Genomic DNA, 15,334 nt, shown 5'->3' with positions numbered 1-15,334 from the left:
AGCCGCATTCCTTCTTTATTCGACATAAAATTATTAAAAAAATGAGACTAGCCTGTCGAGATTTGCCACAAAAACATCTTCAACAATTCTCCATAATATTACAATGAGAAAAAAGCCCTATCTTTATTTTTCAGACAGGACTTTCCTGGTAAAAAGGGACTAGTTTTAGCCCTTTATTTTCTCCAGCTCCAAAAGCAGCTGTTGGTTCAATATTTTGATATAGGTTCCCTTCATGCCAAGCGATCTGGTCTCAATGACTCCGGCGCTTTCAAGCTTCCGCAGGGCATTGACGATGACCGATCTCGTAATACCGACGCGATCTGCAATCTTGGAAGCGACAAGCAACCCTTCCTTCCCTTCCAGCTCTTCGAAAATATGCTCAACTGCCTCCAGTTCGCTGAATGAAAGCGAGCCGATCGCAACGGAAACGACCGCACGGCTGCGCACTTCCTGTTCAATTTCATCGGCGCGCTCACGCAATATCTCCATACCTACAATAGTGGAGCCGTATTCCGCCAATATGAGATCGTCATCGTTGAATTCGCCCGTTGTTCGAGTCAACACCAGGGTGCCCAAGCGGTCTCCCCCGCCAATGATCGGCACCACCGTCATGACGTCTCCTCCGCCCAATCTGGGAAACGTCTCATAGATGCCGCGGTCCGGTTCTACATTCGTCACTGACTCCTGCATGTCCATAAATCGGGCATTGCTATCTGCAGGAAAACGCATTTCAGTACCGGATTGCGAACGAATAAACTCGTGATCGTACACATCTACCGCTGCACATCCCAATATTTTGCCTCTTCTGCTTACGACGAATACATTGCTTTGAATCGTGGTGCAAAGCACTTCAGCCATTTCCCTGAAGTTAACCGCCTTACCGGCTGCTTTTTGCAGCAGCCGGTTCAGCGTTCTTGTTTTATTCAATAAACTCATTCTAATTGCCTCCCAAAAAACTCATCGCCATTACAGTATATATTGACTTAAATCTCGATCTTTCGCAATGCCGCCCAGCTTCTCCCTTACATATTGCGGAGTGATAACCATCTTCTCCAAGGAGAGCTCCGGTGCTTCGAAGCTCAAATCTTCAAGCAGCTTCTCTAGAATAGTATGCAACCTTCTCGCGCCAATATTCTCCATATTCCGATTCACATCCGCCGCGATAGAAGCCAACTCCGCTATAGCGTCGTCAGAGAATTCGATCTCAATGCCTTCCGTCTCAAGCAGTGCGGTATATTGCTTCGTCAGCGCGTTCTTCGGCTCCGTTAAAATACTGATGAAATCCTCTAAACTTAGGCTGGTCAGCTCAACACGAATCGGGAACCGTCCCTGAAGCTCGGGAATTAGGTCGGAAGGCTTGGCGATATGAAAGGCTCCAGCAGCGATAAACAGGATATAATCCGTCTTGACGGAACCGTATTTGGTCATGACCGTAGACCCCTCCACGATAGGAAGAATATCCCTCTGCACCCCTTCTCTGGAAACATCAGGACCTGAGCCTCTTGACGGACTAGCAACCTTGTCGATTTCATCGATAAAGATAATTCCGCCCTGCTCTGCGCGAGCAATGGATTCCGCAATAACATCGTCCATTTCAATCAGACCGTTCGCTTCCTCTTGCGTAAGAACTTTACGGGCTTCCTTGACGGGAAGCTTGCGGCGCTTTGGTTTCTTCGGCATCAGTTGGCCGAACAGCTCGCTCATGTTCATACCCATGCCTTCCGGCCCCTGGCCGGACGACAGCATATCCATCATGCTTGGCGTCGTATCTTCCACTTCAATTTCAATAACTTCATTCTCAAGTCTGCCTTCAGCAAGCTGCTCGCGAATGGAGGCGCGTTTTTGTTCTAACGCCTGATCTACCTCTGTGTTTTTCTGCTCTTCTTTCTCGTCCGAACCGCCTCCGAATAACATTTCGAACGGATTTTTAGCCGATTTCGCTTTCGCTGCGGAAGGAGCAAGCAGTGTAACGATACGTTCGTTGGCCAACTTTTCCGCATGGTCTTTCACTTCCTCAGTCTTCTCAGACTTTACCATCCGAATCGCAGTCTCTAACAGGTCGCGCACCATGGATTCTACGTCTCTTCCCACATAGCCGACTTCTGTGAATTTGGTCGCTTCGACCTTTACGAACGGCGCTCTCACCAGCCTCGCCAGCCGTCTTGCAATTTCAGTCTTGCCGACACCGGTTGGACCGATCATGAGTATATTCTTCGGCATGATCTCATCCCGCAGCGCCTCGTCCAGCTTGCTTCTGCGATACCGATTGCGCAGCGCCACTGCGACTGATCGCTTCGCATCCTTCTGGCCAACGATGTACTTATCCAGCTCCGCCACAATTTGCCGCGGCGTCAATGTGTCATTACCCATCCTATTATCGCCTCCGCTATCTATACGATCTCTTCTACAATAATATTATGATTCGTGTATACACATATTTCCGCCGCAATGCCAAGAGCGGCATGTGCCATCTCCTTGGCGCTCATAGCGGGTGCGTGTCGCTTCAGCGCTCTTGCTGCCGACAACGCGAATGATCCCCCGGAGCCGATCGACAGAATGCCATCGTCCGGCTCAATAATTTCTCCGTTGCCGGATATGAGCAGCAGCCCGCTCTTGTCCATCACGATCATCATCGCTTCCAGCTTGCGCAGCACCCGGTCGGAGCGCCAGTCCTTAGCCATCTCGACAGCGGCGCGCTGCAAGTTGCCGTGATGCTCCTCCAGCTTCGCCTCGAACTTCTCGAATAACGTTATCGCATCGGCAACCGAGCCTGCGAAGCCCGCCACTACCTGATTCCGATATAATCTTCTCACTTTCTTAGCATGTTGCTTCATCACCATACTGTTGCCGAACGTTACTTGACCGTCACCGGCAATGGCTCCTTTGCCTTCGTGACGAACCGCACAGATCGTCGTGGCATGAAACTTCATTTCCATTACTATGCCTCCCCAACAAATCGTAGTTTGAAGCTGGCTTATAGAGGTCGTTCAAATAGCCCGCTTTTGTTCACATGTTGAAAACCGGGCTTTTTGAACACGCACTTATAGTTTACTTTACGGCAAAATGGGGTAAATGTTGCTGCTTAAATTTCTCAAGCTCGTCCAAGGCGCGATGCGCGATTGCCTCATTTTTCTCCTTCTTGCCCTTTATCCGCTCCTCCAACGGAGGAAACAAGCCAAAGTTCGCATTCATCGGTTGAAAATGCTTAAAATCAGCTGTTGTAATATAGTTGGCCATACTGCCAAGCGTCGTTTTAGACGGCATTACTAGCGGTTGTTCCCCTTTCGCCGCTCTGGCTGCGTTCATTCCCGCAATAAGACCCGAAGCAGCGGATTCCACGTACCCTTCCACTCCTGTCATCTGTCCCGCGAAGAATAACGTATCCCGATTGTGAGCTTGATAGGTCGGCTTCAGAAGCTTCGGCGAGTTAATAAAAGTATTCCGGTGCATGACGCCGTACCGAACGAAATCCGCGTTCTCAAGACCGGGGATGAGATTAAAGACGCGCTTCTGCTCCCCCCACTTCAAATGAGTCTGAAAACCGACAATATTGTAGAGGGTGCCTGCAGCGTTGTCCTGACGCAATTGAATGACCGCGTGCGGCAGTTTCCCCGTATGAGGGTTAACTAGCCCTACCGGCTTCATCGGCCCGAATAAAAGCGTCTTGGCGCCTCTACGGGCCAGCACCTCAATCGGCATGCAGCCTTCAAAGTAGACCTCCTTCTCGAAATCCTTCAATTGTGCAGTCTCAGCAGTTATCAACGCTTCGTAGAAGCGTTGGAACTCCTCTTCGTTCATCGGACAGTTCAAATAAGCGGCTTCACCTTTATCGTAACGCGAAGCCAAATAAACCTTGTCCATATCAATGGAATCCTTCTCGACAATAGGTGCAGCCGCATCATAGAAATAGAAGTATTCCTCTCCAAGCAGCTCCGCGATTTCCTTCGACAGCGAAGGGGCGGTAAGCGGACCTGTCGCAATGACGACAATGCCATCGGCTGGAATGCCTGCCACTTCTTCATTGCGGACTTCAATAAGCGGATGTTCGCGCAGTCTGCTCGTCACTTCACCGGAGAAGCCCTCTCTATCCACTGCGAGCGCTCCGCCGGCTGGTACGGCATGCTTGTCCGCACAGCTCAATATAAGCGAATCCAGACGGCGCATCTCTTCCTTCAACACACCCACTGCATTGCTCAGCCCGTTGGCGCGCAAGCTATTGCTGCATACCAGCTCAGCGAACGAGTCTGTATGATGCGCAGGGGTCTGTCTGACCGGACGCATCTCGTACAGGATGACCGGGACGCCTTGCGAAGCGATCTGCCAAGCTGCTTCACTTCCAGCGAGTCCTGCTCCTACCACTGTTACCTTTGGGCTTGTCATGATTGTTCAGTCCTCTCGTTTCTATGCGATAGAACAACATCATCCTCCCTGGAAAGGGAGGACGGAGTTGTGTGTATAGTCAATCGGAGAATCCACAGCTTTAAGCTTGCTCTTCTTCCTCAATCAATTCTTCCGTATAGTCGCAGGAGACGCATTGCAGCCTTGCGCCAGAGCGATTGCGTTTCTCGACCAGCATGCTGTCGCAACTCGGACAAGTTTTATCCGTCGGCTTATCCCAGGAGACGAAATCGCAGCCTGGATACTGATCGCAGCCGTAGAAGATTCTACCTTTCTTGCTGCGCCGCTCGATGATTTTGCCCTCCCGGCATTTCGGACATTCTACGCCGACATCCTTCACGATCGGCTTCGTATTGCGACAATCCGGGAAGCCGGAACAAGCCAGGAACTTGCCGAATCTGCCCATCTTGTATACAAGCGGCTTGCCGCACTTCTCGCATATTTCGTCGGACACTTCATCCTGAATTTCGATTTCCTTCATTTCCTCCTCGGCTACTTCCAGCCGTTGCTCGAAGGACTCATAAAAATTCGCAAGCACCTTCACCCAGTCTTCTGTGCCTTCTTCCACATGGTCGAGATCCCCTTCCATATTGGCCGTGAACTCGACATCCAGAATCTCCGGGAAGAACTCCTCCATCAGTTGAATCACCAACTCGCCCAACTCAGTCGGGAAAAACTTCTTCTCTTCCATGGCGATGTATCCGCGCTTCTGAATCGTCTCCAGTGTCGGAGCATAGGTGCTCGGCCTTCCAATGCTGAGCTCCTCCAGCGTGCGAACGAGTCTCGCTTCGGAGTATCGCGGAGGCGGCTGCGTAAAGTGCTGCTTCGGTTCAATTCCCTCGGCCTTTACTACATCATCTTGCGCGAGCGGCGGTAGCAACTTATGCTCCTCCACCGTACCGTCATCATTGCCCTCCACATACACCTTCATAAAGCCAGCGAACTTGATCTTGGAGCCGGTAGCGCGGAATATCGCATCGCCGCACTGTAAATCAACCGTCATCGTGTCTAGCACGGCTGAAGCCATCTGACTTGAAGCAAATCGTTCCCAGATGAGCTTGTAGAGTCGCATTTGGTCGCGGGATAAGTACGGCTTCATCGTATCGGGATCGCGCATGATGGATGTCGGACGAATCGCTTCGTGCGCATCCTGCGCGTTGCTGTTTTTCTTCGTATAGACGCGTGGCTGCTCCGGCACATAATCCGCGCCGTATTTCTCGGAAATATAACCCTTGGCCTCATCTTGAGCCACTGGCGATATCCGGGTAGAGTCGGTTCTCATATACGTAATAAGACCGACCGTTCCTTCCTTGCCCAGTTCCACACCTTCATAGAGCTGCTGTGCGACCGACATCGTCTTGGATGCGCGGAAGCCGATCTTGCGCGCAGCTTCCTGCTGCAAGGAGCTGGTAATGAACGGCGGCGCCGGATTGCGCAGACGCTCCTTCTCCTTCACATTAGCTACAACGAAGTCCTTGCCCTTGATTCCATTCAGAATCTCCTGCACTTCGGCTTCGTTGCCAAGCTCCTTCTTCGACCCATTCAAGCTATGGAACTTCGCTTCGAACAATTTTCCTCCATGCTGCAGTTTCGCTGTAATCGACCAGTATTCTTCAGGAATGAACGCGTCGATCTCGTTCTCCCGGTCAATAATCAGCTTGACGGCAACAGATTGCACGCGGCCTGCGGACAAGCCTTTCTTTACTTTCTTCCATAGCAGCGGACTAATCTTGTAGCCGACCAGCCGATCCAGTATCCGTCTCGCTTGCTGCGCGTTCACGAGATCCATATTAATTTTGCGAGGCGTCTTGAACGCTTCCTTAACGGCTTGCTTTGTTATTTCATTGAACACTACTCGACAGGTATCCGTTTCGTTAAGCTCCAGATAATGGGCAAGATGCCACGCGATCGCCTCGCCTTCGCGATCGGGGTCAGCCGCCAGATACACATGCTTCACTTTCTTCCGTGCATCCTTAAGCTCTTTCAATACGTTGCCCTTGCCTCTTATTGTAATATATTTAGGCTTGAATTCGTTCTCGACCTCAACGCCGATCTGGCTCTTAGGCAAATCCCGAATATGACCCATAGACGCTTTCACGATATATTTGCTTCCCAAATATTTACCGATCGTTTTGGCTTTAGCAGGTGATTCCACGATAACCAATGAATCTGCCATGTGAGGTGCCTCCTCTCTCTACGACAAGTTACAATACCATGTATAAGGATCCCGTTTGCTGCTCGATCCTTCTTTTTATACATAAATTTAGCAGAATGGAGCTTAAATGTCCAAATGGAAACGCCGTTAGCTCCTGAAGCTCATCGAGGCTCATAGGGCGCTCGCACAGAAGCGCCAATACCTTCCGTTCTTCCGAAGTCGTCGGCTCTGCTTCCTTCGCTACGGATGCTACGCTGTCATGCTGTTCATCCACCCTGTCACAAGCCTCCACCATTCCGCGTAGCCACAATAATTCCTGGAACACTTGCTCTGCAGAATGCATAAGTATGGCCATCCCATTCGCAATCAGTTCATTAGGGCCTTCGCTCTTGGGCGAGTTGATCGGCCCCGGAACCGCGAACAGCTCCCGATCCATGTCGCGTGCATGAGAAGCCGTAATAAGTGAGCCGCTTCGACTGGCTCCTTCTACGACGATCGTCGCCCTGGAAAGTCCCGCAATAACTCGATTGCGCTGATGGAATTGCCCGGGATGCAGCCCGGAGCCTAGCGGGTTCTCCGATAGAAGCAATCCACGCTCCGCGATTCGCCGGTATAGCGATTGGTTCTGAGGGGGATAGCAATCGTCGATCGGAGTAGGCAATACGGCAATCGTACCGCCTCTCTCCTCCAGAGCCGCTTCATGCGCCCGGCTATCGACGCCTCTGGCCAGACCGCTAACGATGGTCACCCCTGCTGCAGACAACTCTCTTGCCATTCTTGTAGCTACATGACTGCCATAAGCTGTCGGCACCCTTGTGCCGACAATTGCAACTGCAGGTCTGGTCAGCAGCTCCAATCTTCCCATCGCATACAGCACCCATGGAGGCTGCGGGCATTCCTTAAGCAGCGCCGGATACTGAGCATCATAAGGTGTCAGAATAGAAGCGCCGCAATGCTTCATCTTTACTGATCCAGAAGTTGTGCAGCGCCATGCATGCTCTCGGAAGTAATCTACAGCCTTCTGAGCTTGACTGGGACGAAGGCCGATATTCAGCAGATCGTCTCGCGTCCAGCTCTCCTTGCGCCATAACTGATGCTTGACCGCCTTCTTTATGGCGTGCCAGCCAATTCCGGGAATCTCATGAAAGGCAAGCACCATTTCTTTCTCTTGCTGCTGCCATGTATCCATGTCCACCAACCCTCTCTCCTGAATAGGTTCATTCGGGTTGGCTTGCATACTTTTCTATTGTGTCTTACACGGCTGCAGAATGCAAGTCAACCTTTTCAATTCTTTCATGCAATTTCAACATTTTTTCTAGTTCATGAATGTCAAAATGAAAAAAGCAGCCTTCCGGACGTCATTGACGCCGAAAGGCTGCTTGCCTCTTAAATGTTATTATTTGTTAATCGCTTAAGAAGTTTTGATTGTCTTACACTTCTCCAGAAGGCCCTGTTCCTCCAAAACGCTTACGAGCGTGGAGCCCATATCAGAAGGTGTCGGAGCCACTTTGATGCCGCACGCTTCCAATGTCGCAATTTTCTCCGCAGCTGTTCCTTTACCGCCGGAGATGATGGCGCCTGCATGGCCCATGCGCTTCCCTGGAGGAGCTGTAGCGCCTCCGATAAAGCCGACAACCGGCTTCTTCATATTCGCTTTAATCCACTCGGCTGCTTCTTCCTCCGCTGTACCGCCGATTTCACCAATCATGATCACGGCATACGTATCGGGATCGTCATTAAAGCGGCTCAAAATGTCGATAAACTCGGAGCCTTTCACCGGGTCGCCGCCAATACCGACAGCGGACGATTGTCCAATGCCGCGAGTTGTGAGCTGATGAACGGCTTCATAAGTAAGCGTTCCAGATCTGGATACGACCCCTACATGGCCCTTCGCATGAATATAGCCGGGCATGATGCCGATCTTGCATTCGCCGGGGGTAATCACGCCGGGGCAGTTAGGTCCGATCAGAATGGTCTTGCTGCCTTCCATATAACGCTTCACTTTCACCATATCCAGCACCGGGATGCCTTCTGTAATGCAGATCGCCAGATCAAGCTCCGCATCAACTGCCTCCATAATAGCATCCGCAGCGAATGCCGGCGGCACGTATATAACGGAAGCGTTAGCGCCGGTGGCCGCAACGGCTTCCTTGACCGTATTGAACACCGGAAGAGATACGGTAGAGCCGCTCTCCAGCGTAATGTCCACATTAGTTCCGCCTTTACCCGGAGTTACGCCGCCCACCATTTGAGTACCGTAGTCCAGCGCACCTTTCGCGTGAAATTTGCCAGTCTCGCCTGTGATCCCTTGTGTGATCACCTTTGTATCTTTATTTACCAGTATACTCAACTTAACTCACATCCCCTGAATGAATTCTATGCACGATAGAGGTAGTCTTTATATTAGAGCCGCAAGCAAGCTTATTTCACGAGGGCAACGATCTTCTGCGCACCGTCGGACATGGAGTCAGCCGCTACGATATTCAAGCCGGATTCGTTCAGAATTTTCTTGCCCAGTTCCACATTCGTGCCTTCAAGGCGCACGACGAGCGGACGTTCAAGACCAAGTTCTTTTGCTGCTGCCACCACGCCATCGGCAATTATATCACATTTCATAATGCCGCCGAAGATGTTAACGAATATGCCTTTTACTTTTTCGTCGGACAGTATAATTTTGAAAGCTTCTGTTACTTTCTCTTTCGTTGCGCCGCCGCCAACGTCCAGGAAGTTCGCAGGGTCGCCGCCGTAGTATTTGATAATGTCCATTGTAGCCATTGCTAGGCCAGCGCCGTTAACCATGCAGCCGATGTTGCCATCCAGTGCTATATAGCTAAGGTCGTACTTGGACGCCTCTATTTCCTTCGGATCCTCTTCGTCCAGATCGCGCAGTTCCTGAATGTCCTTATGACGGTATAGCGCGTTGGAGTCGAAGTTCAACTTGGCGTCAAGCGCCATCACGTTGCCGTCGCCAGTTACAACAAGCGGATTAATCTCCGCAATGGAGCAGTCCTTCTCGACGAAAGCCGTGTACAGAGCAATCATGAACTTTACAGCCTTGTTCACAAGCTCCTTCGGAATGTTGATGGCATACGCCAGCTTGCGAGCCTGGAACGCTTGCATGCCGACAGCAGGGTCGATCACTTCTTTGAAAATCTTCTCCGGAGTCGCTTCCGCCACTTCCTCGATTTCCGTGCCGCCCTCTTCGGAGGCCATCATCGTGACGCGGCCGGTTGCGCGATCAAGTACGACTCCGATGTAGTATTCTTTCTTTATATCGCATCCTTGCTCAATAAGAAGGCGCTTAACTTGCTTGCCTTCAGGACCTGTTTGATGTGTAACAAGCGTCTTGCCTAGTATCTCGCTTGCGTATGCACGAACCTCGTCCAGATTTTTTGCAACCTTGACACCGCCTGCTTTGCCACGGCCGCCCGCGTGGATTTGCGCTTTTACGACCACAACGGAAGTGCCCAGCTCCTTGGCTGCTTCTACCGCTTCGTCAACGGTGAATGCCACCTTGCCCTCCGGCACGACTACCCCATACTGCTTCAGTACCGCTTTGCCTTGATACTCATGGATGTTCATGTTGAAATCCTCCATTTCACAGACTCTTATCAGTCATATGTAAACACAAACTCTTCTTATTGTATCATCTTTCGACGACTTGTACCTTATATTTCTGACAGAATTCATGAGCTTTTTTGATATCGATATCATCTCAATATGAGATGATATCGATCTACGACAACTAGTATGACCTGAAACTTGTTAATTAATTACTTATTTTGATTGACAATTGCGCTTGCTTTGCGTTATTCTGTCGGTAAAGGATAAAAATGTGAGGAAGCACCTTCATACATCAATGGAGGTGCTTTATTTGTGTACAATGCCATACACAGCGCAAGTGTATTCGGAGTTGAAGGAAAAAACATTTGTGTAGAAGTGGACATTAGCAACGGACTGCCCCAAGTGCACATCGTTGGTTTGCCTGACCCCGCTGTCCGGGAATCAGTTGAGCGGGTACGCGCTGCGCTAAAGAACAGTGGCTTCATCTTTCCAATGGAAAGGATAACCGTCAATCTCGCCCCAGCGGATCTGCGCAAGGAAGGAACCGCCTTCGATCTGGCGATAGCCACAGGCATTCTGACCGCGAGTGGTCAACTGAGCAGCGAATCCTTCAAGAACACATTACTTATCGGAGAGTTATCGCTGAGTGGAGCCATCGGACCGGTGCCGGGCGTGCTTGCCATGCTGGAGCAGGCCAAGCGAAGCGGCATTAGCCGAGTGCTCCTGCCAGCAGATAATGTGCAAGAGGCGGCCTGGATATCCGGAATGGAGCTGTACGGCTTGACTCATCTGCATGAACTTGCGACGGGAGACGATGAACGGAACTGGGAACGGCTTCGCCATTCTTCAATGGACAGCCGCGTGCGCCATTTTCAGGACAATCCACCGCAAGACGGTCTGGATTTTCACGATGTGATCGGTCAACAGCAAGCGAAGAGGGCTATGCTCATTGCCGCTAGCGGCAAGCATAATATTTTGCTGTGCGGCCCGCCTGGAACTGGCAAAACGATGATGATACGCAGACTGCCCGGCATTCTGCCGCCTCTCGCGGAAGAAGAAGCATTGGAGGTGACGAAGATCTACAGCGTCGCAGGCAAACTGTCGGATGGGGCGAGAGGGCTGATGGCAAGCCCTCCCTTCCGCGCTCCTCATCATTCCATATCGACGGGAGGCATGATCGGCGGGGGCTCCATCCCCAAGCCCGGAGAAGTGACGTTAGCGCATCGCGGCATACTGTTCCTAGATGAACTGCCTGAATTCCCTCGCACCGTGCTTGAACTGCTCCGACAGCCGCTGGAGGACCGAGTCGTCACCATATCTCGCTCTCGAGCGACTGTTCAATTCCCGGCCAATCTGATGCTGGCCGTATCGTACAATCCCTGTCCTTGCGGTTACTTCGGCCATGAGCAAGGCGAGAAAATATGCACTTGCAGCCCAGCTTCGATCGCCCGATATCGTTCTAAGCTGTCGGGACCTCTGCTGGATCGAATCGATCTGCAACTGGAGGTTCCCCGACCACGCTTCGACCAGAATCGCGCAGGCGAGCGAGGGCTGACGACAGCGGAGCTGCAGCAGCAGGTCGTTACCGCACGAGCAAGGCAACTGGAGCGCAACCAGGCATTCGGCGTTCGGTTCAACAGCGAGCTCACGGGCAGCGGACTGCTGCGCGCTGCCGCATTGCATGCCGACGCTCGCATGCTGCTCGACAACGCATTCGAAGCGCTCGGCATCAGCATGCGCGCCTATGATCGGATATTGAAGCTGGCAAGGACGATTGCTGATTTGGGAAATTGCGACTCCGTTTCTTCTGAGCATGTTGCCGAAGCAATATCCTATCGTCGAATTGAAATTTGATTCTAGAATGCGTATTCGTAATGCTTATACCTATCCATTTTCCCGTCATCATCGATATAGATGGCGACGACGTCGAACCGAAGGCGCTGAGTCGGCTGCTTCAGCGTCTTCACATAGGCCTGAGCAAGCGTTCTCAGCTTCGTCTGCTTGCGGAAATCGACAGACTCCTCCGCTGTCCCGTATTGCCCCAGCGTTGCGGTCCGTCTCGTTCTCACTTCCACGAAAACAAGCACCTCGCCTTGACGAGCGACAATATCCAATTCACCCAGCTTACAGCGCCAATTGCGATCCACAATGGCGTAACCCGCCGTTTCCAGAAGTCGACATGCCGTGTCCTCTCCTATCCTTCCGACAGCCCCTCGATCAAAGCTCATGCCGCATCTCCCTCGCTTTCCGGTCCGACCGATACACAAAGCTTAATATTTCCGCTACCAACGTATACAGTTCATGAGGAATTTCCTGATCGACATCCAGCTTCGACAACACCTCTACAAGAGATGCATCCTCTTGCAGTGGAACACCGCTTTCCCTTGCTTGCTCAACGATTCGTTCCGCTAGATCACCGCTCCCCTTCGCAACGAGTACAGGTGCAGTTTTCTCTCCAGGCTCGTACTTTAACGCAACCGCCTTGCGTATAGATGTGCGAGACGGTTGTCCCTTTCCCTCTTGCTCGTTCGTCATACTTTGAAATCAACTCCTCGATATGGGGTCGATGTGAACCGTGCCAAGTCCGGCGGCTGCTGATGCTTATTACTCGCCTGAGGTTCGCCAGTTATATCTCCTTCCTTAGGTAACGGCGTCGTCCGAAGCGACAGCAGCTGATAGCCCGCCGCTCCAATACGCTCTCCTATATCGACTCTGAATTCCTCCAACATCCCTTGCATGCAAGGGTGGTCGTTCCAGATGTTCAAGCTGACGATTTTGTCCATGACGTGCACATCCACCAGCATATTGCCCAACGTGCGCATGGATAGATCGAACAGTAGTCGGCAATTGTCGGCATCAAGCTCGCCTCGCCTCCCCCGTCTCGTCTGGATATGAACAGAGGCAGTCTCCCCGCCATCTTCATTATGGATGGGAATGAACATCGTCACATGCGACAGCACCGAGCTGTTCCGCTCCGGTGTCATAAGCAGTTGCTGACCAGTAATCTGATTAAGAAGTTGTTGAGCCGTCTCCTTCACAGCAGCAGGGATTTCCGCCGCATGCACAAGCTGGAGCAGCGCACTCTTCAAGGAGTCTTGCATATGTGAACTCTGCATCCCCATGCCCGGTGTTGCAGTTCCTCCGGCAGCAGGCTGCGGGAGGGCTTCTGGCAGCGACCTCTCTGAGCCGACAGCAGGCTGAGTCACCGTGCCCCCTGGCATCTGAAGCTTGTTCGATCCGTCCTGGGGCTGAACCGCGTCATCCGTATTCGTCGACTGGGATGCCATCGCTCCTGCAGGCGAAGAAGAACCGGTAGAAGCAAGACCAGCTTGCGCTCTTGCTGCGGCCGACACCGCCGTCTCTCCATTAGCTCCGGCATGACCCGCAGCAAGGCTATTCCCGCCTATCGACCGCCCGTCTGCTCCCGCTGCGCGAGCAGGTAATGTCGCTTCTGCAGCGAAGCCATCTGCCGTTCTCGAGGAAGCAGAAGCAGTTGGCTCTGTCGCAACTGCTCTGGCAAGGATGTGTTCATGATCAACCCCGAGCCATTTCATCAAGTTGCCAAGCCAGTTGGCCGAAGCATTCGGCCGACTTGACGGCAAGCTCCCCTCATCGTTGAATGGCATTGCGCTTGTAGCTGGGCCGGCTTGCACAGTCGACTCCCGCAAGCCGCCCACTTCCGGTGGCAATAACGATGGATATGCTTGCCCCTTCCCGACAGCAGCGCCCTCCCCGTACGCGGCAGGACCCCCTAGAGTCCTCAGAAGCTGCTCTCCTCCCTCCAGTATAGATAACAGGCGTGTAACCGCAGCCTGTCCCGTCACCGCTTCTCCAGCTTGTGAAGCAACTTGCGGCGCTTGCTGATGGGATAATTCGAACAACTGCCCTCGCATCGTATCCAGCAGCGTATGAAGCTGCTGTCCGAACATAAGCTGATGCATGGCGGATATCGAGCCCGCCGTCATCGGCAACCCCCTCTTGAATGCGGCGGCGGCAGCCTCGATCCATGGCTCTTGCCGCATGCCTTCCGGCATGACAGCAACGGCTTGACGGAAGGCGCGGCCTGTCTCCCTGTCGAATGGGATGCCTTCGCTTCGCAGACTCCTTACCAACTCCTCCGCCCATTTGGCTTCAGGCAGACCTAACAGCTTCACTAGATCTCGCAGCGTATCGTCCGCTAGCCCAAGCGCAGCGGGATCGATTCCTCTCAGCACGACCATGGAACCTCTGGATTCCGGTTGCACCTGCAAATAAGCTGACTGTCCCGCTTGCAGCGGCATCTCCAGCTTCGCGCGTATTGTGACCCCGTTAATCTGTACGATCGCCTCATTATTATCCAGCAGCTTCATGACGACGCCTCGTACGACCTGGCCTACCTTCAGTTCCATAGCCCGTGTCTCGCCGCTCACTGCATCACCCAGCAATCCCCTCATCATCTGACTGATATTCATTGGCACAATCTCCTCCGAACCTTTAACACGCTTTCTTCATACTCAGTATATCGGTTTTTGCACCCTTCGCCTGTAGGGAAACCGAAAAATCGCCCGTTCAAGGCAAACGTCAGAAACCCGCGCTGCCTCAAAGGGGCGATTGGTATGAACGTATTCACACATCTCCAAACAACTTCTTCAAAAAAGTGCGGCGATGCAGCGAGCTGGGGCCATGCTGCAACAGCATCTCACGGTGCTGCTTCGTAGCGTAGCCTTTATGTACGGCAATGCCATATTGCGGGAACTGCTCATCCCATTCCTGCAGGCACAGTCTGTCTCTAGTCACCTTCGCCACGATAGACGCCGCGGCAATGGATTGGCTGTTCGCGTCGCCCTTCACAATGCCTTGCTGCGGCACATCCAGATCAACATGCTCCGCATCCACCAGTAAATATTCCGCCGGAACGGTGAGCGATTGCACCGCTAGCTTCATAGCGAGCCGGGCGGCCTGTTTAATGTTAATCTCGTCGATCGTTCCAGCATCGACGCGTGCGACAGACCAAGCTATGCATTGCTCCGTTATAATGGCATACAACTCGTTCCGCTTCTTCTCACTAAGCTTCTTGGAATCGTTGATGCCGTCGATTACGAGTCGCGGTGGCAAAATAACCGCACCTGCGACGACATCGCCGAACAGACAACCTCGGCCTACCTCATCGACCCCTGCGACGGCGCCATGCCCTTCATCCCATAATACTTCCTCGTATTGCAGCACTTGACCTCTACT

At 52.3% G+C, this 15,334-nt stretch carries 13 protein-coding genes; 1 reads left to right on the top strand and 12 read right to left on the bottom strand.

What is annotated here, in order from left to right:
• Positions 1-165: 165 nt before the first annotated feature.
• From codY to sucC, 8 genes are all read right to left on the bottom strand, one after another.
• Positions 166-936: a GTP-sensing pleiotropic transcriptional regulator CodY gene (codY, locus tag ACFQ2I_RS08715; protein WP_377563602.1), complete on the bottom strand. Its 771-nt coding sequence runs from the start codon at positions 934-936 to the stop codon at positions 166-168.
• 30 nt (positions 937-966) lie between these two features.
• The gene (hslU, locus tag ACFQ2I_RS08710) at positions 967-2,370 is read right to left on the bottom strand and encodes an ATP-dependent protease ATPase subunit HslU (protein ID WP_377563601.1); all 1,404 of its coding nucleotides are present in this window, start codon (positions 2,368-2,370) and stop codon (positions 967-969) included.
• Positions 2,371-2,390: 20 nt separating this feature from the next.
• A complete protein-coding gene (gene hslV, locus ACFQ2I_RS08705; protein ID WP_377563599.1) occupies positions 2,391-2,936 on the bottom strand; it encodes an ATP-dependent protease subunit HslV in 546 nt (181 codons plus the stop codon).
• A 112-nt stretch (positions 2,937-3,048) separates the two neighbouring features.
• Entirely contained in the window at positions 3,049-4,380 is a 1,332-nt protein-coding gene (trmFO, locus tag ACFQ2I_RS08700; protein WP_377563598.1) for an FADH(2)-oxidizing methylenetetrahydrofolate--tRNA-(uracil(54)-C(5))-methyltransferase TrmFO, read from the bottom strand.
• A gap of 100 nt (positions 4,381-4,480) precedes the next feature.
• Positions 4,481-6,574: a type I DNA topoisomerase gene (topA, locus tag ACFQ2I_RS08695; protein ID WP_377563596.1), complete on the bottom strand. Its 2,094-nt coding sequence runs from the start codon at positions 6,572-6,574 to the stop codon at positions 4,481-4,483.
• A gap of 28 nt (positions 6,575-6,602) precedes the next feature.
• On the bottom strand, positions 6,603-7,742 hold the full coding sequence (gene dprA / locus ACFQ2I_RS08690; RefSeq protein ID WP_377563883.1) for a DNA-processing protein DprA: 1,140 nt from the start codon (positions 7,740-7,742) through the stop codon (positions 6,603-6,605).
• A gap of 222 nt (positions 7,743-7,964) precedes the next feature.
• Positions 7,965-8,903: a succinate--CoA ligase subunit alpha gene (gene sucD, locus ACFQ2I_RS08685; protein WP_377563594.1), complete on the bottom strand. Its 939-nt coding sequence runs from the start codon at positions 8,901-8,903 to the stop codon at positions 7,965-7,967.
• Positions 8,904-8,974: 71 nt separating this feature from the next.
• Positions 8,975-10,135, bottom strand: coding sequence for an ADP-forming succinate--CoA ligase subunit beta (gene sucC, locus ACFQ2I_RS08680; RefSeq protein WP_377563593.1), 1,161 nt, complete (start codon positions 10,133-10,135; stop codon positions 8,975-8,977).
• 294 nt (positions 10,136-10,429) lie between these two features.
• Between sucC and ACFQ2I_RS08675 the strand changes: the two genes are divergently transcribed.
• Complete coding sequence (locus tag ACFQ2I_RS08675) at positions 10,430-11,971, top strand: YifB family Mg chelatase-like AAA ATPase (protein ID WP_377563591.1); 1,542 nt, start codon at positions 10,430-10,432, stop codon at positions 11,969-11,971.
• A gap of 2 nt (positions 11,972-11,973) precedes the next feature.
• On the opposite strand, the gene ACFQ2I_RS08670 is transcribed toward ACFQ2I_RS08675, so the two are convergent.
• The 4 genes from ACFQ2I_RS08670 to ACFQ2I_RS08655 all read right to left on the bottom strand — a co-directional run bounded on the left by ACFQ2I_RS08670 (position 11,974) and on the right by ACFQ2I_RS08655 (position 15,322).
• Complete coding sequence (locus tag ACFQ2I_RS08670) at positions 11,974-12,345, bottom strand: YraN family protein (protein ID WP_377563589.1); 372 nt, start codon at positions 12,343-12,345, stop codon at positions 11,974-11,976.
• Positions 12,335-12,652 (bottom strand): EscU/YscU/HrcU family type III secretion system export apparatus switch protein, encoded by a 318-nt coding sequence (locus tag ACFQ2I_RS08665; RefSeq protein WP_377563587.1) that lies wholly within the window; start codon positions 12,650-12,652, stop codon positions 12,335-12,337. Before ACFQ2I_RS08665 ends, ACFQ2I_RS08670 begins: the two co-directional genes overlap by 11 nt.
• Positions 12,649-14,568 carry a hypothetical protein gene (locus ACFQ2I_RS08660; RefSeq protein ID WP_377563586.1) on the bottom strand — a complete coding sequence of 640 codons (1,920 nt, stop codon included), beginning with the start codon at positions 14,566-14,568 and terminating at the stop codon, positions 12,649-12,651. Before ACFQ2I_RS08660 ends, ACFQ2I_RS08665 begins: the two co-directional genes overlap by 4 nt.
• A gap of 154 nt (positions 14,569-14,722) precedes the next feature.
• Complete coding sequence (locus ACFQ2I_RS08655; protein WP_377563584.1) at positions 14,723-15,322, bottom strand: ribonuclease HII; 600 nt, start codon at positions 15,320-15,322, stop codon at positions 14,723-14,725.
• Between the last annotated feature and the right edge of the window lie 12 nt (positions 15,323-15,334).

The sequence above is a fragment of the Paenibacillus chungangensis genome, from assembly GCF_042675905.1.
GTDB classification, from domain to species: Bacteria; Bacillota; Bacilli; order Paenibacillales; family Paenibacillaceae; genus Pristimantibacillus; species Pristimantibacillus chungangensis.
Note: the sequence above shows the minus strand (reverse complement) of the source record. Positions and strands in the feature narration are given on the sequence as shown.